The organism is Flavivirga jejuensis (assembly GCF_030540765.1).
Taxonomy (GTDB): Bacteria; Bacteroidota; Bacteroidia; order Flavobacteriales; family Flavobacteriaceae; genus Flavivirga; species Flavivirga jejuensis.
Map to the genome: position 1 here is coordinate 277,570 of NZ_JAUOEL010000005.1, position 19,554 is coordinate 297,123.

Genomic DNA, 19,554 nt, shown 5'->3' on the forward strand with positions numbered 1-19,554 from the left:
TTGAAAAGTGTCATTCTGAATGGCATGAAGAATCTTTTAAAATTTCAATGTTTTGATTTTTAGATAAATAAGATTATTCCTTTGCTCTAAATGAAAGTTCATCACTTTTTAGACAGCTTTTTTTATCATGATTAGGTATTAACAATACCAATAAAAAAATGATATTTATCTTAATTGAAAACCTAAATAAAATGATGGATTATTCTATAAAAACAGATCTGTTTTCAAAGAGTTTACTAGTTAAAATTATTGTTTTAGCTGCTTTATTTCTACAGCAAAATGCAGATGCGCAAAAAAAAATATTCATTTTTGCAGGGCAATCTAATATGGCAGGAAGAGCTGCCATTGAAGAAATAGATTTTAAAGACATTCCCAATGTCTATGTTTTGGATGATCAAGAAAAGTTTATACGGGCACGCAACCCTTTAAACCTTTATTCAAATGTAAAAAAAGAGGCGTATAGGCAAAGACTAGGGCCTGCGTATTCTTTTGCGAAAGCCATACACAATGCGTATCCAAGAGATACTATTTTACTTGTAGTGAATGCTAGAGGAGGAACAGCCATAGAACATTTTATGAAAGGAGATACTACAGCGTATTACAAAAAAACGATAGAACGTATTCAGAAAGCACAAAAAAAGGTGCCTTCCGGAACATTAGAAGCCATTATTTGGCATCAAGGAGAGTCTAATCGTAATAATTATAAAGACTATCTTAAAAAATTAAATCTGCTTGTAACTGATTATAGGAATGATTTAAACAGTCCAAAACTTCCAATAATCTGCGGACAACTAGGACTCTGGAATCCAGAATATTTAAATATTCGTAATGAGATTTCCAAAATAGAAACAACAGTTCCGAATGCTTTTCTTGTTTCTTCCGATGGTCTTACAAATTTTGACGAACATCATTTTGATAGTAAATCTCAACGCTTGTTAGGATTACGTTATGCTAGAAAATATTTAGAAATTAAAAACCTTCCAAAGCATAAAATTCTAACGGCTACGATGGCAAGTTCTTTTAAGGCATTAAAAGAAATGTTGCTTAAACCAACAAACAACTATGTGATGGTGGCTGCTCATAGAGGAGATTGGCGCCATGGAACAGAGAATTCTTTGCAAGCAATCGAAATGGCTATAGATATGGGGGTTGATATTGTTGAAATTGATATTGCAGTAACAGCAGATAGTATTCCAATATTAATGCATGATAAAACTTTAGATAGAACAACGAATTGTTTGGGTTTAGTTAAGAATATAACTTATAAATCCTTGACGAAATGTAGATTGAAAGACGGATTGGACGATCTAACTGGAAGCAAAATACCAACACTTGAGGAGGCGCTTGAAAAAGTAAAAGGAAAAATTCTTATCAATATTGATAAAGGAGAAGATCATATACCCTTAGTATATGAGATTCTTAAAAAAACAAAAACTTTAGACCAAGCCATTTTTAGTAGCTATTACCCGTATAAAAAACTGCAAAAACTTTCGGGTAATTTAATAGATAGTGTACTCTATATGCCTAAAATAAAGCACGACACAAAATACCCTAAAAAGTACTTAGATACCTTTTTAAAAAAGACCCAATCGGTTATCCTACAAACTAGGGCATTAACAGAACAAGATACTTTGCTACAAATGATACCTAATGCAAAAAGTAAAGGCTTATGGTTATGGATGAATACCCTAGAGCCTTTTCATAGTGCAGGTCATACAGATGAGAAAATAGTAGACAATCCAGATACTCATTTGAGTTGGGTGTTAGACCAAGGAACTTCTATCATTCAAACAGATAGACCAGAAATCGTGTTAGAATATTTAAGGTCAAAAGGATTACATAATTAATACTTTAATAAAATGCGAATACTATTTAAGATCATTTTTGTAATACATATCCTTTGTCTTAAGACATTAGTCGCACAACAGGAACGTAAACCAAAATTAATAGTTGGGATTGTAATAGATCAAATGCGAGCAGAATATTTATACCGCTTTCAAGATAATTATACAGAGGAGGGTTTTAAAAGACTATTGAGGGATGGGTTTAATGTGAAAAATATTCATTATAATTATATACCAACGGCTACTGGGCCAGGTCACGCTTCTATTTATACAGGAACAACACCAGCAAATCATGGTATAGTAAGTAATGAGTGGTATAATAGAGTGTTGAAAAAAACGATGTATTGTGCGGAAGACACAACCGTAAAACTTGTTGATTCTAATAAAAAACAAACAGTTAATCCTTCAAGAGGAAATAGGTCTCCCAAAAAAATAAAAACGACCACCATTACAGATGAATTAAAGTTATTTAGTAGCGGTAGGTCTAAAGTTATAGGCATATCACTCAAAGATCGAGGTGCCATTTTTCCAGCAGGTCATTTGGCAGATGCTGCTTATTGGTATAATCCTGAAAATGGAAATTTTGTGTCTAGTACATATTATGTAAAGCAACTTCCAGAGTGGTTAATAGCATTTAATAATTATCATAAAGCAGACTCCTTATTAAATCTTACTTGGAAACCTTATTTGCCAATTGAGAATTATACACATAGTGGAGCCGATAATGTGTCTTTTGAGAAAATTTATGAAGATAAAGAAACTGCTACATTTCCATATCATTTAAAAAAACTTCGAAAAAGTAATGGTAATTTTAAGTTACTTACAGAAGTACCCTATGGTAACACATTAATAACGGAATTAGCATTGAAAGCTATTAAAAGCGAGCGTTTAGGACAAGGAGAAGAAACAGATTTTTTAACAATAAGTTATTCTGCTACAGACTATGTAGGTCATTATTTTGGGATTAGATCAAAAGAATTAGAAGATACCTATGTTAGAATGGATCGCGAAATAGGAACACTTTTAAAGACTTTAGATGAAGAAGTGGGGAAGGGAAACTATACCCTGTTTTTAACCGCAGATCATGGGTCTAGTGATAATCCTTATTTTTTAGAACAGGCAAGGTTACCTGGGATGTTTTATGATCCAATGAAGATAAAAAAAGCGCTTAATGCTTATTTGTCTGAAGAATTTGGAGAATCTGATTATATCGCTTTTATAGATAAAACACAGATTTATTTTAATAAAAAGACAGGCACTAAAGAATTGGTAATTAAAAAAGCGGCTTCTTTTTTAAAAACTATAGTAGGTATTAAAGCGGTTTTTACTCCCAATTTACTTCGTAGTAATTCTTACGAAAATAACACGAAATCCTTAATTAATAATAGTTTTTATTTGGAAAACTCAGGGGATATTTTAATGCATTTTCATTCAGGATGGATGGTAGAAAGGCCTTATGGAACAACACACGGTAGTATGTATACAAGCGATACACATGTTCCTTTATTATGGTACGGAGATAAAATACAAAAAGGAGAAACTATTAAAAAACATGTCATCACTCAAATTGCACCAACGCTTTCCATGTTATTAAATATTCCATTGCCAAATACAAGTAATAGGAGCCCCATTGAAGAGTTGTTTCAAAAATAAAATAGATTGAAATATTTATTGATTAATTACAATGAATTTTAAAATAAAAGAATAATTATTAAAATTTTAGTTGCAACTCATTTTTGAAGAAGAAGTCTTTGACATCACAGCATTTTAGATTTTATGAGCTTAATATTGGTTTTTAGTTTGAAACTAATAGATTTGAATCTGTTTCAGATATCTAAAATTCACTTTATTAATATAAGTGTCTTGTAGGTAGTATTTTACAAAAAAAACAACTTCATTTTCCTTACGTCGAACTCAGGTTGTGAGTGTAATTAAATCTTCATAATCCAATGATGGTGTTCTAAAATCCGAATATAACAACCCATTAGCTGTATGCGTATGTAATCTTCGATTGCCTGTTCTATCAAAGCGTTGCGTTGCAAAATACTCTGCGCCTTGGGAATATTATCTTCTGTTTATAAGATCTTTAATGGATCAAAAGTACTTGATTAGGGTCTCAATCTTTCAAAGAAGCTAAAAATTATACATCTATATCATTTTAAACCCTTATTTAATCCAACAACTCAGGATTACTTAGAATCAATTCTATCTTTTTTATAATTACAGTAACCTGATTCATTTGTGTTTCTATGTTTCTAAAATAGATGCTAATATCTCTATTAACCCAACTTTCGGAAATAACTCTGGCACCCAAACTAATTCTTAATACAGCACTTTGAAAATCATTACCATATTTCACATTAACTGCTTGTCCTGTATGACATTTTTGGGCAGCAAGCCTAATGGTTTCAAAAGAAGATCCTTCAAACTTATCAGATATATCAGAATTTAACAATACGTAGAGTTTTTTCACATTATCAACAGTTAACGCGTTATTATTTTTAAGAATAAAGAAAGGGAAAATGGTTCGAATATTTCTAAGCCCGAATGCTTCGCTGTTATAAGTATTAATTTTTGTTTCATTTTCAAAAAGAGGTTCTAAAAAAGTGGAATCTTTAATAGAATCTTCAACAAAATTGCAAAACATTTCAATGCCTAAATTTCTATATAAAATGGGTGTTTTGTAATACCTGTCCATTTCAGTTATAGCAGCGTTCCAGCGCATATATGAGCCATAATTAAACCCATCAGATAAATCTTTTGAACAGAACCAAGATGTTGGCCAATCTGAATGATTGTAGTAATTGGTTAAGCCTTCTGGCAAAGTCTTTTTTAGGGAATTAATTGATTTACTAACACTTTTAGGTAAAATTAGTGCGCCCGAATAAGGAGGGCCTGTAAAGTATTTACTTCCAGTTATAGTAACAATATATCCTTTGTTTAAATAATTTTGTATGTCTTTTGGATCTAACCTAAGTTGTGACCCATCTACAACAATTTGTATTGATAAACCGTCAATTTTTTTCAAATTTTGTATCATTTCCTCACTAGGTGATTGATAGCCTAATTTCGATTGATCCATGGCATGTAACACGATATGTCTTCCTAATTCATTCGTTTTTGAAATGGCATTAAAAACCTCTGTATCTAATTGAAATGATGATTTTAATTCACCATTTTCATCTCTTAGAGGAATTTTAATCAAGTCAACATCCCTAAACCCTTCAATTTTATCCCCTTTTTTAATTGGATAATTCAAAGCCGTTGTATTTTCAAAATGACACCCTTTTAATGCTGCAGGAACACCACTACCTGTTTCATCAGAAGCCACTAAAACATGCGTAATTTCTTTATCAGAAACAATCTGAGTCATGGCTGCTATTTGAAGTGCAGAATCAGTACCCGATGGTGAAAAAATTATTTGACATTCATGATTTATTTTAAGGATTTTCCGAAGGTTGTTTTTTAGCGATTCTGAAAATTCAAGGATAGTATTTTTGAAACCTTTTTTTAAGCTGTTTTGAATTAATATAGTTCTAGTTTTGTCTGTTTTATCAAAAGCAAAATTTGATATGCTTGTTGCGGTTGATGAGGCAAAAGTATATGCTTCGGGTCTTGGAAATGGACGGCAGCCATATTTATTTAACAATTCAAATTCGTCGATATTCAATCTAAGATCCCCACCCGACATCAATAAGTCTTCTGTTGGTTTTGCTAAGTTTTCAAGAATTGGTTTCCAAGATTCTTTAAATATTTTGTTTGAACTATTTAATCCATGAAAAGATTGTAGTTCTTTATGTTTTGATAAAGATTCAATATTTAAATCTTCATTTTTTTTGATTATATCAATTAAAAAATAATCAAGAGATTTTAATTTTTCTTTATCCTTTTTTTGTAATAATTTGTAAAATACTTGAGTAACCTTAAGAGCTGCTAGATCACATAAGATAGTGTCAGCTTTTTCTTCACCTAAAGCTTTATACCAAAGTTGCCATTCAATACCATATCTTAGATAAATTAAAGCTAAAACAGGCTTATCTAAAAATGACGAACCTATTTTAATTGATTTGTTGGGAACAATTTTAAATAAATCAGGTTCGGTATTAGAAGTCGTAATATTTATGTTATTTATCTTGGGAGCTGTATTAAATCTTTTTAAAACTCTGACGAGATAATTAACATTTTCTTTTCTAAATAAGCTTGTTCTTTTATATTGATCTTCAATAAGTGTATTATTTTCCATGGGTATTTTAATTTAAAACGTTCATCGGAACGAAGGTTAGTAATGGGGATAATTTTGGATGACTATTTAACGTACGCTGTGCTGGTTTTTGGATCTAAATTTGGCATAACTTATTCATTTAAATTTATTAGTTTATCCATATTATGAGCAGGACAATCATCACATTTTGTTTGATTTCCAATACTCGAAATTAGTTTAAAACAGCTTTTACACTTATACCAATCTTTTCCAAACTCAAAATGGCCACCTTTGATTAAAATCGATTTACCTTCCACAAAGGCTTGCGCTATTTTTTTTAAGGCACTATTATAAACCCTAGTAAGCGTAGGTCGTGAAATCTCCATCCTATCTGCTGCTACGTCTTGCTGAAGGTCGTTGTAAATAACTAATTTAACCGTTTCATATTCGTCATATTGCATGATAATATGCTCTGTGTCACAAAATGCAATTCCAAATGGTTTAAAGCCATACATTTTGGGTGGATTATTAACTTTTCTCTTCTTTTTCGGTCGTGGCATTTATAATTTTTTAAATAATTCTTTTATTAGAAAGACTCAATTTTGATAAGTCTGTAAGACACGTTCAAAATTTTAAGTTGAACTTGCCTATGCCGTTAAGCTGGCTAGTCTCGCTTCTTGTGCTGAACTTTTTTTAGTATTTAGTGGGGTCTAGGTTTAATACATTTTATATTTGTGAAAATAAGAAATAGAATCATTGAAAGTCCTAAAAATATTTTTCCGATAAGGCAATACGTACCACAGTAAATAGTATTAATGAAACTAAAAAAGAAGATTTTAAAAGCAATGAAGTTTTCATGATTTATATTTTGTGTAAAAATAATGAACCTGCGTTCATAATACAATTTTTTTGATTTATATTTTTCTTATTTTAATCGAAAAGAATTCCTTGGAGCTTTGTCTTGTATTGTGGTTTCTGTTGAAATTCTCATTCTCGAGAAAACGCGAGATTCATGAATTTATTATTATAAAAATATGAATAATACTGTTGTACATTTTGAATAAAATTTGTCAAATTCGAGTGAATTTCATTTTATTGTGCAGTTAAGTATTTAGTTGGAACGAAAACATTAACATTTTTACTTAAATAATATGTGAGCTCGTCAAGCTTGTAGGTTTTTTATAAAAAGAATAGTTATTGCAGGGTTGTAATTAAATATTTGGTTCTTTATAATCAATAAAATATTCAATATGTGTCGCTTACATTTTAATTTATTTTTTTCTAACTAAATGATATATATTTGTTCCGAAAAATAAGAAAAAAGAGATTTTTTTTATTAAGAAGTAATTAGTGAACATTATCTAGCTATAAGTCAAAAAAAGCATTTCAACGGTATTTCATAACGTTTTGTGGGTGTTTTTTTGTAAATAATGACATGTTTTTTTTGTGTCCTCACTTTTTTTAATACATTTGTTGCCCAATGAAAGTACAAAACAAAAGAATATTAGCCTCGGTCTTATTTGTATTAATAAGTTTAGTGTGCTTTGCTCAAGATCTTCCTGCTCCTGCTCCGCCAGGACCACCACCTGTACCGCCAGGATTACCTATTGATGGAGGTGTATTGTTTGGTGTTGTTTTCGCTATGTTTTATGGGGTAAGAAAATTATTGACTAAGAATAATCATTAATTTCACTTATTCAGTTCTACTAGTTTAGCGACATACTTTCCTAAAACATCAAATTCTAAATTAACTATAGTGCCTATTTTAAAAGTATTAAAATTTGTGTGACTGTATGTATAAGGTATAATGGCAACGCTAAAAGTGTCTTTTTTTGAGTTTACAACTGTTAAACTTGTGCCATTAATAGTTATAGAGCCTTTTTCTATTGTAATATTATTAAGAGAAGAATCGTAAGTAAAGGTAAAAACCCAGCTACCGTTAGCTTCTTCAATATTAATACAAGTTGCCGTTTGGTCTACATGACCTTGTACGATATGCCCATCAAGTCTGTCTCCTAGTTTCATGGCACGCTCTAAATTCACTTTATCTTTAGCTTTTAGAGTATGAAGATTTGTTTTGTCTAAGGTTTCTTTTATAGCGGTAACTGTATATTCATCATTGTCTATATGTACAACTGTTAAGCATACGCCATTATGAGCAACACTCTGGTCAATTTTTAGTTCGTTTGTAATATTGCTTTTAATAGATATATGAAGGTTATCTAGCTCTTCCTTTAAGTTAGAAACAACACCTATGTCTTCAATAATTCCGGTAAACATATTATTCTCTGTTTATTTGGTTAAATTTGCGATACCAAATAAACAAATATGATAGGTTATTGTGCTTATTTGGTATGAGATCAAAATTACAAACAAAAGTTGTTATTTTAATGATGAAAGCAGAAAATATAATAGTAGGAATATCAATTGGAGATTTAAATGGTATTGGAGGTGAGATCGTTTTAAAAACATTTGAAGATGCTAGAATTTTAGATTTCTGTACACCAGTAATTTTTGCTTCTGCAAAAACTATGAATTTTTTTAAAACCCATTTTAAATCTAATATTAATTTCCATAATATTAATAATATAAATCAATTAGCTATAGGGAAAGTTAATGTATTTAATTGTTGGAATGAACCTGTTAAGATAGATTTTGGAAAAGAGAATGTTAAAATAGGAACGTATGCCATAAAATCTTTAGAGGTAGCAACAAAAGCATTAAAAAACAATGATGTTCATGTTTTAGTCACAGCACCTATAAATAAACATAATATTCAGTCGGAAGACTTTAAGTTTCCTGGACATACCGATTATTTAGCACAACAGCTAGAAGGAGAAAGCCTAATGTTTATGGTAACCGAATCATTAAGAGTTGGACTCTTAACAGACCATGTGCCAGTAAAAGATATTGTTGAGCATATTTCGGAGGACTTAATTGTGAAAAAAATAAATATAGTTTATGAGTCTCTTAAAAAAGATTTTAAAATAAATAAACCTAAAATAGCTGTTTTGGGCATTAATCCACATACTGGTGATAATGGTGTAATAGGTAGTGAAGATGATGCTATTTTAAGACCTACACTTAAAAAAATTAAAGAAGCAGGGAAATTAGTTTATGGTCCTTATGCTGCAGATAGTTTTTTTGGATCTAGTAATTATAAAAATTTCGATGCTATAATTGCAACATATCACGATCAAGGTTTAATTCCTTTTAAAACACTATCTTTTGGTCAGGGTGTTAATTTTACAGCAGGGCTAAACAAAGTAAGAACGTCCCCAGATCATGGTACCGCTTACGAAATAGCAGGAAAAGGAGAAGCAGATTCAAGCTCATTTAAGGAAGCTGTTTTTACTGCCATACAGATATTTAAGAATAGATTTGATTATGAAGTGCTTACCTCAAATCCGTTAAAGAAGATAAAGAAATAGATATAAACAAAAAAATGTTTATAAGTATGTCGCGTAAATAAAAATTCATATATTTGCAGGCTCAAAATAGATGAGAGAATGAAGCCATTGAAAGAGTTTACAATTCCATTTGTAGGGTTAAAAATCGGGAAACATCTTTTTGAGTACAAAATTGAACAAGCGTTCTTTGAACATTTTGAGTATGAAGAGTTTAATGGTGTAAATATCAATGTAAATGTTGTGCTAGAAAAAAAGGCGACACTACTTGAATTACATTTTGAAGTTTCAGGATGGGTTAATGTTAATTGCGATGTAACAAACGAGCCATTTAATCAAATTATAGAAAATGAGTTTGATTTAGTGGTGAATTTTGGTGATGAGTTTAATGATGAGTATATTGATATTCTTATAGTTCCTCATGGAACTTATGAAATTAGTATAGAACAATACATTTACGAATTAATTGTACTTGCTGTACCTACTAAAAGAATACATCCAGGAGTTGAAGATGGAACTTTAGATTCAGACATACTTAAAAAATTAGAAGAATTAAGCCCAAGGCTTAAAGAAGATAAAGAAAAAGAGGATATCGATCCTCGTTGGAATACATTAAAGAAACTATTAACGGATAAATAAATATAAAAAATGGCACATCCTAAGAGAAAAATCTCAAAAACAAGAAGAGATAAAAGAAGAACTCATTACAAAGCAACTGCGCCACAGATTGCTACATGTCCAACAACAGGTGAGCCTCACTTATATCACAGAGCTCATTGGTTTGAAGGAAAGTTATATCACAGAGGTCAAGTGTTAATTGACAACTCAGAAGTAGAAAACGTAGCATAAATACTATGCATGCATATAATAAAACGCTCACCTGTGGGCGTTTTTTTTTATGAAGTATTTTTTCTAAGACAAAAACAATTAATTAGTGTGTTATTAAACGAAAATTTAGTAGTTTTCACCCAAATTAGAACTTTTTTGTCCAATTTTAATGATTTTTTGGTCGAATTAACTATAAAGTTATGAGTAAAATTTCAGCAGCAATTACAGCTGTAGGCGCATATGTGCCAGAATATGTGTTAACTAATCAAATTCTTGAGACTATGGTTGACACAAATGATGAGTGGATTACCTCTCGTACAGGAATTAAAGAACGTAGAATTCTTAAAGACGAAGGAAAAGGCACTTCTTATTTGGCTGTTAAAGCAGCCCAAAATCTTATTGATAAAAAGGGTATAGACCCTAAAGATATAGAACTTATTATTGTTGCTACTGCAACACCAGATATGAAAGCGGCTTCAACTGCAGCTTTTACGGCATCTAATATAGGAGCTGTTAATGCCTTTTCGTTCGATATGGACGCGGCATGTTCTAGTTTTTTGTTTGGTATGTCTGTAGCCTCAAGTTATATAGAATCTGGGAGGTATAAAAACGTATTATTAATAGGAGCAGATAAAATGTCTTCTATTATTAATTATAAAGACAGAGCGACTTGTATCATTTTTGGTGATGGAGCGGGAGCTGTTTTGTTTGAGCCTAATGAGGAGAATTTAGGACTTCAAGATGAATATTTAAGAAGTGATGGTACTGGTAGAGAATTTCTACAAGCCACTTATGGAGGATCTTCTTTTCCATTAACACCAGAATCTATGGAAGAAGGTGGGCAATATGCTTTTCAAGAAGGAAGAACGGTATTTAAAAATGCGGTATTTAATATGGCAGATGCTACTGTTAAAATACTAGAACGTAATAATCTAACTAAGGATAATGTTTCATGGTTAGCAGCACATCAAGCGAATAAGCGAATTATTGATGCTACAGCACAACGTATAGAATTAGAAGAGGAAAAGGTTATGATGAACATAGAAAAATATGGGAATACAACATCTGCAACTTTACCATTACTTTTAAACGATTACGAATCGAAACTTAAAAAAGGAGATAATATAATATTTGCCGCTTTTGGAGGCGGATTTAATTGGGGGTCTATTTATTTAAAATGGGCGTATAATAAGGTAAACTAACCACGAACTAATTAGCAAAATTATGGATATAAAAGAGATTCAAAACTTAATTAAGTTTGTTGCCAAATCTGGTGCAAGTGAGGTTAAATTAGAGATGGATGATATTAAAATCACCATTAAAACAGGATCAGAGTCGGATACAACGATAGTACATCAAGTTCCTGCGACTCATATACCTCAAGCAGCTCCAATTGCTGCGCAACCAGTAGCAGCAGAAGCAGCCAAGAAAACTAGCGAACCTGTAGCAACTGAAGATTCGAAATACATTACAATTAAATCACCAATCATTGGTACTTTTTACAGAAAACCATCACCAGATAAACCATTATTTGTTGAGGTTGGACAAACTATTGCAGAAGGAGACGTGCTTTGTGTTATTGAAGCCATGAAACTTTTTAATGAAATTGAATCTGAAGTTTCAGGAAAGATAGTTAAAGTATTAGTTGACGACGCTTCACCTGTCGAATTTGATCAACCATTATTTTTAGTAGACCCATCATAACCTATTAAAAATTCCAATATACAAATCTCGAAATCCAATATTTGGAATTTGGCGATTGGAATTTGTAATTTTTAATTCAACAAGTTATGTTCAAAAAAATATTGATAGCCAATAGAGGGGAAATAGCATTACGTGTTATTAGAACCTGTAAAGAGATGGGAATTAAAACAGTAGCTGTTTACTCAACTGCAGATGAAGAAAGTTTGCATGTTAAATTTGCAGATGAAGCTGTTTGTATAGGCCCACCAGCAAGTAGTGAATCTTATTTAAAAATGTCTAATGTTATAGCAGCAGCAGAAATTACTAATGCTGATGCTATTCATCCAGGGTATGGCTTTTTGTCAGAAAATGCTAAGTTTTCAAAAATCTGTGATGAACATGGCATAAAGTTTATTGGTGCTTCGCCAGAGATGATTGATAGAATGGGCGACAAAGCCAATGCTAAGGAGACCATGAAAGCTGCAGGCGTACCGTGTGTTCCAGGAAGTGATGGCATTATAGAAACGTTTGAAGTCTGTGAAAAAATTGCTGAAGAAACGGGATATCCCGTTATGTTAAAAGCATCTGCAGGTGGTGGTGGTAAAGGTATGCGTGCCGTATGGAAAGCAGAAGATTTAAAAGATGCCTGGGATTCAGCAAGACAAGAAAGTAAAGCTGCATTTGGCAATGATGATATGTATATGGAAAAGCTCATTGAAGAGCCAAGACATATCGAAATTCAAATAGTTGGGGATTCTAGAGGTAAAGCATGTCACTTATCAGAAAGAGACTGTTCAATACAACGACGTCACCAAAAACTAACAGAAGAAACACCTTCTCCTTTTATGACGAATGAACTTCGTGATGACATGGGAATTGCTGCTGTTAAAGCATCAGAATACATAAAATATGAAGGGGCTGGAACCATAGAGTTTTTGGTAGATAAGCATCGTAATTTCTATTTTATGGAAATGAATACACGTATTCAAGTAGAACACCCTATTACCGAACAAGTAATAGATTTCGATTTGATTCGTGAGCAAATTTTGGTAGCCGCAGGAGTGCCGATTTCAGGAAAAAATTATACGCCTAAATTACACTCTATAGAATGTCGTATTAATGCAGAAGATCCATTTAATGGATTCCGCCCATCACCAGGAGTTATAACTACTTTACATGCTCCAGGAGGTCATGGAGTACGTTTAGATACACATGTTTACGCTGGGTATGCGATACCGCCAAATTATGACTCTATGATTGCTAAGTTGATTACAACAGCGCAAACAAGAGAGGAAGCGATTAATAAAATGAAACGCGCTTTAGATGAGTTTGTAATAGAAGGTATTAAAACGACGATTCCATTCCACAGGCAACTTATGGATCATCCCGATTATCTAGCGGGTAATTATACTACTAAGTTTATGGAAGACTTTGTAATAGAAAAAGAAATAGAAGAATAAATCATATTAAACTCCGAAAGCAATTTCGGAGTTTTTTTATGGTGTTCATTTTGTCAAAAAAAGACAGTACGACTATACATTTTTCATGTTATATGGAGTATTTAAGATTTCTATTCTTGATACGAAAGCTGTAACTTCGTAAGATGAACTTATCATATTGGGAAATAAAAAGCTGGTTAACTAACGTAGATTTTACCATTGTGGGTAGTGGTATTGTTGGTTTAAATTGTGCTTTAAACTTAAAAGAATATTTTCCTAAAGCCAATATTTTGATATTAGAAAAAGGTATTTTACCCCAAGGAGCAAGTACTAAAAATGCTGGATTTGCCTGTTTTGGCAGCTTGAGTGAAATTCTTGATGATTTAAAGTCACATACCGAAGCAGAAGTTGTAGAGCTTGTGAAGAAACGAGTGATTGGGTTGCAATTGTTACGTAAAACTTTAGGAGATAAAACGATTAACTATAAAGAGTATGGGGGGTATGAGTTATTTGCAAAAGAAGATGATTTATTAGAGGAATGCCTTTCAAAAAAAGCATATATCAATAAGTTACTTCAACCCATATTTAAAGATAAAGTATTCAGCGCAAATCCTAATAGTTTTAAATTCCAGAATATAAAGAATCAATATATTTTCAATCAATTTGAAGGCCAAATTGATACAGGAAGCATGATGATGTCATTAACGCAGTTGGTACAAAAAAAAGGAATAAAAATTCTCAATAATATTACTGTTGAAAGTTTTTCAGAAGACATGAATGCAGTAAAAATAAAGACTGATAAATTTAAGTTTTCAACGTCTAACTTATTAGTTGCTACAAATGGTTTTGCATCGCAATTATTAGATGAAAAAGTAAAACCAGCTCGTGCTCAAGTACTAATTACAAAACCTATTAAAGACCTTCATATAAAAGGTACATTTCATTTAGATAAAGGATATTACTATTTTAGAAATATTGATAATAGAATATTACTAGGAGGTGGTAGGCATCTTGATTTTAAAGGAGAAGAAACCATGGTATTTAATCAAACAGTTTTAATCCAAAATAAATTGGAAGAACTTTTGAAAATGATTATTTTTCCAGAAACCAGTTTTGAAATTGATCATAGGTGGAGTGGTATTATGGGGTTAGGCAATCAGAAAAAGGCAATTGTAAAACAAGTATCAGATCATGTGTTTTGTGGCGTTCGTTTAGGAGGCATGGGGATTGCTATTGGAAGTTTAGTTGGTAAGGAATTAGCAGATTTAATCTCTGTATAAGTAGAAATCTTAAAAAGTAAAATATTCAAGTTGATAAAACGTTTTTTCAAATTCCTATTTAAAATCGTACTGTGGCTCTTTATATTATCTATAGGCTTTGTTTTTCTTTATAAATGGGTTCCTGTTCCTATAACCCCTCTTATGATAATACGACATTTTGAAAAATCGGATGTTGAAAAAGAAACATTTTGGAAACACGATTGGGTTTCAATTGATGCCATTTCTAAGAACTTACAATTAGCAGTTATTTGTAGTGAAGATCAAAACTTTTTAAACCACAATGGATTTGATATAAAAGCCATTGAAAAAGCTTATAAGAATAATAAAGAAGGGAAAAAGTTAAAAGGAGCGAGTACCATAAGTCAGCAAACGGCAAAGAATGTTTTTTTATGGCCAGAACGAAGTTGGTTTCGTAAAGGCTTAGAAGTTTATTTTACTTTTTTAATAGAGTCGATATGGACTAAAGAACGTATTATCGAAGTCTATTTAAACAGTATAGAAATGGGGCATGGTATTTATGGCGCCGAAGCAGCGTCTCAATATTGGTTTAAAAAGTCAGCGGATAAATTATCACCATTAGAAGCAGCTGCTATTGCGTCCGTTTTACCAAATCCGAGGGTCTATAAGGCAAACCCAGCATCAAATTATATTCAAGTCAGAAAGGCTTGGATTATAAAACAAATGGATTATTTTGGACCACTAGAATATGTTAATAAAGATGGAAAAACCGTTAAAAATTAAAGAAGGTCTGTATTCACAATGTTTAGATGTTGTAAATGGTAGATTTCAAACCATACAAAACACCATAAACGAGATTCAAATTTCATTAACTTCAGAAACAAAAAGCAGTGCGGGCGACAAGCATGAAACGGGACGTGCTATGTTACAATTAGAGCGTGAAAAAGCAGGAAATCAATTAGCAGAAATTCAAAAGATTAAAGAAATCCTTTCTAAAATAGATGTTACTAAAGTTTTTAAAACGGTAGGTTTAGGAAGTATTGTTTATACTTCTCAATCTAATTATTTTATTGCTATTAGTGCTGGGGAATTAACTGTAGATGGAGTTACATTTTATGCGGTTTCTCCTAGTACGCCTATTGGGCAATTGCTGATAGGGAAAATGGTTGGTGATGAGGTTCTTTTTAGGGGGCAAAAGTTCAGTATTAAAGAAGTGTTATAGAAAAAAGTGAGTTAATTTTCATTTGCTCACTTTTCTTCTGATAAATTAAGAGTCCCACCACAGTGTTCTTTTATATAAAGGAAACTCCAATTCTTGATGATTTATTATTTTTTTAAGGATTTTTTTACTTTTAGTTCTATAACCCTGTCTTTTAAATTTTAGATAATCTGAACTTCCAGATTTCCACCATCTTTGTGTGCTTCTGGTTCTCTTTTTTCTTCTATGAGCTTCTTTGAAATTATAAAATTTCTTGTTGCTGTAAGATTTCATTTTGTATTAAGTTATTTGTTATAACTTAATACAGTGTTCCTTTTTTGATTTGCATAAATTAAATATTTACTTGTTCCTATTTCGTTTCTCTCTCCTAATTTTCCAAGGAGCATTCTTCTGCCAATCTCCAGCCATAATACAACCGTAGGGCATCACCTCGTCAATAACGGTTCCTAAACCGTATTCATCCATTTGATTTCTAACTGCTTTGGCGTTTTTGTAAGCACTAGGCAATTCGGTAATATCAATTTCTTTAGAGAAGAATCTAACATCTAAACCTTTAGTCTCTTCTTTAAAAATTTGCATAATAGTTCCTGTTTTACTTTTTCTATGTTGTGTTCTACTCACATTTCTACCAGCGCCATGTGGTGCAAAACCTAAATTAGTTTTGGTGGTAGCGCCTTCAACAATTAAAACAGGTTCAGACATGTTTAAAGGAATCAATCTCGGCCCAGTAATATCTGGCATAAACTTAGCATCTAGAGGTGTTGCTCCTTTGGCGTGGTAAAATAAATCACCATCTTTAAATACAAAGTTATGCTCATTCCAATATCTGTTTTCAATATCAATTTTTAAAGTGTCAGCAACCGAATTATGAATCACTTCGTGGTTCACTTTAGTCCAATCTCTAATAATTTGCAAGGCATCCCAATAAGTCTGTCCTTCTTCAGTTTTAAAAGGAATCCATGCATTTTGTTTCATCGTTTCAGGTGATAGTTCTTTTCTAAAACGTTCGGCTATTTTCATACCCTTGGTGTACAGTCTTGCTCCTGGACCTCTAGATCCATGGTGGGTTACCAACATCGTATTTCCTGTCTTTTTAGAGGTTCCAACAAATAAGAAATGATTACCATCACCTTGCGTTCCCAGATGAGAACGAGCGATTTGAATCATATTCCCATCATTTAAGAAGTAATTAGATTCAAAAGCATCTAATAATTCCTTTGGGAATCTAAATTGCGTATCTCTGTCTCTTCCTCCAGGACCAAAATGTGTGTTGGCATGTGCTGCATCTAAAATGTCTTTAGGATTCGCTTTACCAAAATCGGTAAGCATCACCGAGCAACAGATGTCTGCGCTATGCATACCTGGGTGAATCGCATTTTTTGCTACTGCAACACCACCAACAGGAATCGTTCCATCTGAACCTGCGGGGCAAGCATCGGGCATAATAGCACCAGTTACTAATGTCGGTGTTTTCATTAATGTTTCCATCGAATTGATGACTTTTGAAACATTGTCTTCTTCCAATTCGTTTTCTGCTTTAATATTTGTGAAAAACGTCATGGATGTTTTATGCAATTCGATAGGATCTGGCGATTTAAATTGGTCTAAATAAATGACCATATCTGTTTTGTTTAATTTGTTTGTATTAATATGTTTAATGGCTTTTTTCATCCATTTTCCTTGTCTAAATCCTAATTGTATTAAATCGTTTCCTGTTACTTTTGTATGTATTGACATAACTTTTATTTTAATGACATTACAAATATTATAATGTATTACGTAGTGTTTTTGCGTAGCTTGTTTTATTAAACATCCAAGGTTCTAAAAACCTTGGATGTTATTTTACTTATTTACAGAGAAAATATCTTTTAATTGTTCAATAACATTGCCATTACCAGCAACGGTGATTTCACCAATTTTATCAGCGATTTTCTCAACATATTCCATCTCTTTTAATTTGAACAACATGGTGTTGTCTTCCATTAATTTTGCGGTATTCAACAAACTCCTTGTAGAAGCTGTTTCTTCTCGTCTTGTTACCACATTAGCTTGTGCTTTTTTATGAGCGATCAATACTTGGTTCATAATGTCTTTCATATCACCAGGTAAGATCACATCTCGCATACCAGCATGCAATACATTAACACCTAATTTAGATGCTTGCCCTTTGACATCTTTTAAAACTGCTTCGGCAATGGTTTCTTTTTGCTCTAACAATTCATCTAATGTATAAGCACCTATAAATGCCCGCAATGCCAATTGCAATGTAATATACAATTGCTTTTCGTAATCTTTGTTTCGCATCAAAGCTGTTTCAATATCTGTAACTTTGTATTGCGCATAAAAATTAATTCGAACAGTTGCTTTATCTTTAGTCAACAATTCCTGACCAGCAATTTCTAATTGTAGTTGACGCATATCTGCTTTGGCTATTTTAATGGTTTGATCGTTTCGCCAGAAATGGTATGTACCATGTTCTAAGATTTTAACGAACTCATCATCAACAATCATTATCGCTTTTTCATAAGCTGCCACCTCAAATACCCGAATATATTTTGCTAATTCAGCTTTGCTATACAAGTTTTTTTTAATAGCCTCAGTAATGCTAATTTTGCTTAAATCGGCAGTAACGAATTTGTAATCGATTAAGGTGTTCCAATAGGTGTATCGACCAGCTGTTAACACATTTTTAAAATTGTTGTTTTCATAGACTAAAACAATTTCATTATCCTTTACCTCAACAAGGGTTAAGATTGTTGCCAAAGCCTCATCTTTAAGTAAGACTTCTAATGCTTTTGGCGCGTGAAAAGGCATATTTAAAGCATACGTGCTCAGACGTTCACTAAACCTTAACCAGTGTTTTCCTTGAGTGATGACACGTTGGTAATCACCATTTTTAAAAACTAAACCTACATTTCCTGCATGAATTCTTACTCTTTTCATTTGTTTCATTTTTATTGTTAAACAATTGTCAAATGGTACATCCATTTGATGCGATGAACTAACCATTAACTTTTGATTATGGATGGTTCATGACTTCTAAATTTTTGCTCTGATGTTTTCTTTTTTTTCAGAACGATTAAACACTTATAATAGAATTCTCTTTTTTTTGAGAATGGCTATTCTTAATTAAAACAAAGCAAAAGAAAACCATCTTTCTAACGACGGAAATACAAGCGATTTTTAAGTGTTTTATAAATCGTTTCTATTGATGATTTATTAGTTTTGATATGTGATCTCACAAGTCTTTTTTAATAAATAAATCTTTAAAAAGGAAATACAAAATAACTTTTAATACTACTGTATCTCAAGGTGTTTTCTGGACTGCATAAACAACAGGTTGCTTTTTGCCAGTTTCATTTCACTTTGTTTTTGCCGTTTAGAGTGCGACTCACTTGGTGGTCTATTTTTAAAAGTGACCTTCTTTATAAAGATGGATTTTGAGTCCATTTCAAACTGTAACCTAAATACAGCGCGTCTACCAATTTCGCCATCACGCATTTGCGTGAGTAGGATTCGAACCTACACTTTCGAAATCTATTGTTCTAACCTGACTGAACTATCTCAAATTAATGAGAGTGGGATTCGAACCCACGACCGATAGAGTGGTGGTTATTATTTGGCAAATAACCGAAGCCTTCAAGTCAAGTTGAATATAAAAACCTCATACTAAATAGTAAGGATTTATACAATGG

General features: G+C 32.1%; 17 protein-coding genes and 1 tRNA gene. 12 read left to right on the forward strand and 6 right to left on the reverse strand.

From position 1 onward, the window contains the following. Nucleotides 1-158 precede the first annotated feature (158 nt). Nucleotides 159-1,847, forward strand: a complete 1,689-nt coding sequence (locus Q4Q40_RS15150; RefSeq protein ID WP_303302745.1) for a sialate O-acetylesterase — start codon at nt 159-161, stop codon at nt 1,845-1,847. Between the two features lie 12 nt (nt 1,848-1,859). Beyond that, nucleotides 1,860-3,497: an alkaline phosphatase PafA gene (gene pafA, locus Q4Q40_RS15155; RefSeq protein ID WP_303302746.1), complete on the forward strand. Its 1,638-nt coding sequence runs from the start codon at nt 1,860-1,862 to the stop codon at nt 3,495-3,497. Between the two features lie 517 nt (nt 3,498-4,014). On the opposite strand, the gene Q4Q40_RS15160 is transcribed toward pafA, so the two are convergent. Continuing rightward, nucleotides 4,015-6,087 (reverse strand): hypothetical protein, encoded by a 2,073-nt coding sequence (locus tag Q4Q40_RS15160; protein WP_303302748.1) that lies wholly within the window; start codon nt 6,085-6,087, stop codon nt 4,015-4,017. A gap of 110 nt (nt 6,088-6,197) precedes the next feature. Continuing rightward, nucleotides 6,198-6,605 carry a DUF134 domain-containing protein gene (locus tag Q4Q40_RS15165; protein WP_303302749.1) on the reverse strand — a complete coding sequence of 136 codons (408 nt, stop codon included), beginning with the start codon at nt 6,603-6,605 and terminating at the stop codon, nt 6,198-6,200. A gap of 920 nt (nt 6,606-7,525) precedes the next feature. On the opposite strand from Q4Q40_RS15165, the gene Q4Q40_RS15170 reads away from it, so the two are divergent. After that, complete coding sequence (locus Q4Q40_RS15170; protein ID WP_303302750.1) at nt 7,526-7,732, forward strand: PID-CTERM protein-sorting domain-containing protein; 207 nt, start codon at nt 7,526-7,528, stop codon at nt 7,730-7,732. Nucleotides 7,733-7,734: 2 nt separating this feature from the next. Here the strand turns inward: Q4Q40_RS15170 and Q4Q40_RS15175 are convergent, their stop codons facing one another. Then, complete coding sequence (locus tag Q4Q40_RS15175; RefSeq protein ID WP_303302751.1) at nt 7,735-8,325, reverse strand: riboflavin synthase; 591 nt, start codon at nt 8,323-8,325, stop codon at nt 7,735-7,737. A gap of 110 nt (nt 8,326-8,435) precedes the next feature. Here Q4Q40_RS15175 and pdxA point away from each other — a divergent pair, with 110 nt between their 5' ends. The 9 genes from pdxA to Q4Q40_RS15220 all read left to right on the forward strand — a co-directional run bounded on the left by pdxA (nt 8,436) and on the right by Q4Q40_RS15220 (nt 15,862). Continuing rightward, the gene (gene pdxA / locus Q4Q40_RS15180; RefSeq protein WP_303302959.1) at nt 8,436-9,476 is read left to right on the forward strand and encodes a 4-hydroxythreonine-4-phosphate dehydrogenase PdxA; all 1,041 of its coding nucleotides are present in this window, start codon (nt 8,436-8,438) and stop codon (nt 9,474-9,476) included. A 78-nt stretch (nt 9,477-9,554) separates the two neighbouring features. Then, nucleotides 9,555-10,091 carry a YceD family protein gene (locus tag Q4Q40_RS15185; RefSeq protein ID WP_303302752.1) on the forward strand — a complete coding sequence of 179 codons (537 nt, stop codon included), beginning with the start codon at nt 9,555-9,557 and terminating at the stop codon, nt 10,089-10,091. Nucleotides 10,092-10,100: 9 nt separating this feature from the next. Continuing rightward, on the forward strand, nt 10,101-10,301 hold the full coding sequence (gene rpmF, locus Q4Q40_RS15190; protein WP_303302753.1) for a 50S ribosomal protein L32: 201 nt from the start codon (nt 10,101-10,103) through the stop codon (nt 10,299-10,301). A gap of 179 nt (nt 10,302-10,480) precedes the next feature. Further along, entirely contained in the window at nt 10,481-11,482 is a 1,002-nt protein-coding gene (locus tag Q4Q40_RS15195) for a beta-ketoacyl-ACP synthase III (RefSeq protein WP_303302754.1), read from the forward strand. A 22-nt stretch (nt 11,483-11,504) separates the two neighbouring features. Further along, the gene (gene accB / locus Q4Q40_RS15200; protein WP_303302755.1) at nt 11,505-11,984 is read left to right on the forward strand and encodes an acetyl-CoA carboxylase biotin carboxyl carrier protein; all 480 of its coding nucleotides are present in this window, start codon (nt 11,505-11,507) and stop codon (nt 11,982-11,984) included. Between the two features lie 86 nt (nt 11,985-12,070). Further along, nucleotides 12,071-13,423 (forward strand): acetyl-CoA carboxylase biotin carboxylase subunit, encoded by a 1,353-nt coding sequence (gene accC, locus Q4Q40_RS15205; protein WP_303302756.1) that lies wholly within the window; start codon nt 12,071-12,073, stop codon nt 13,421-13,423. A gap of 143 nt (nt 13,424-13,566) precedes the next feature. Next, the gene (locus tag Q4Q40_RS15210; protein WP_303302757.1) at nt 13,567-14,682 is read left to right on the forward strand and encodes an NAD(P)/FAD-dependent oxidoreductase; all 1,116 of its coding nucleotides are present in this window, start codon (nt 13,567-13,569) and stop codon (nt 14,680-14,682) included. Between the two features lie 30 nt (nt 14,683-14,712). After that, nucleotides 14,713-15,423 (forward strand): monofunctional biosynthetic peptidoglycan transglycosylase, encoded by a 711-nt coding sequence (gene mtgA / locus Q4Q40_RS15215; protein ID WP_303302758.1) that lies wholly within the window; start codon nt 14,713-14,715, stop codon nt 15,421-15,423. Beyond that, a complete protein-coding gene (locus tag Q4Q40_RS15220) occupies nt 15,401-15,862 on the forward strand; it encodes a GreA/GreB family elongation factor (protein ID WP_303302759.1) in 462 nt (153 codons plus the stop codon). The genes mtgA and Q4Q40_RS15220 overlap by 23 nt, the downstream gene beginning before the upstream one ends. Nucleotides 15,863-16,198: 336 nt before the next feature. Here Q4Q40_RS15220 and Q4Q40_RS15225 read toward each other — a convergent pair whose 3' ends face one another. From Q4Q40_RS15225 to Q4Q40_RS15235, 3 genes are all read right to left on the reverse strand, one after another. Beyond that, complete coding sequence (locus tag Q4Q40_RS15225; RefSeq protein WP_303302760.1) at nt 16,199-17,596, reverse strand: RtcB family protein; 1,398 nt, start codon at nt 17,594-17,596, stop codon at nt 16,199-16,201. Nucleotides 17,597-17,701: 105 nt separating this feature from the next. Beyond that, nucleotides 17,702-18,802 (reverse strand): slipin family protein, encoded by a 1,101-nt coding sequence (locus Q4Q40_RS15230; RefSeq protein WP_303302761.1) that lies wholly within the window; start codon nt 18,800-18,802, stop codon nt 17,702-17,704. Between the two features lie 558 nt (nt 18,803-19,360). Then, nucleotides 19,361-19,428, reverse strand: a tRNA-OTHER gene (locus tag Q4Q40_RS15235). Between the last annotated feature and the right edge of the window lie 126 nt (nt 19,429-19,554).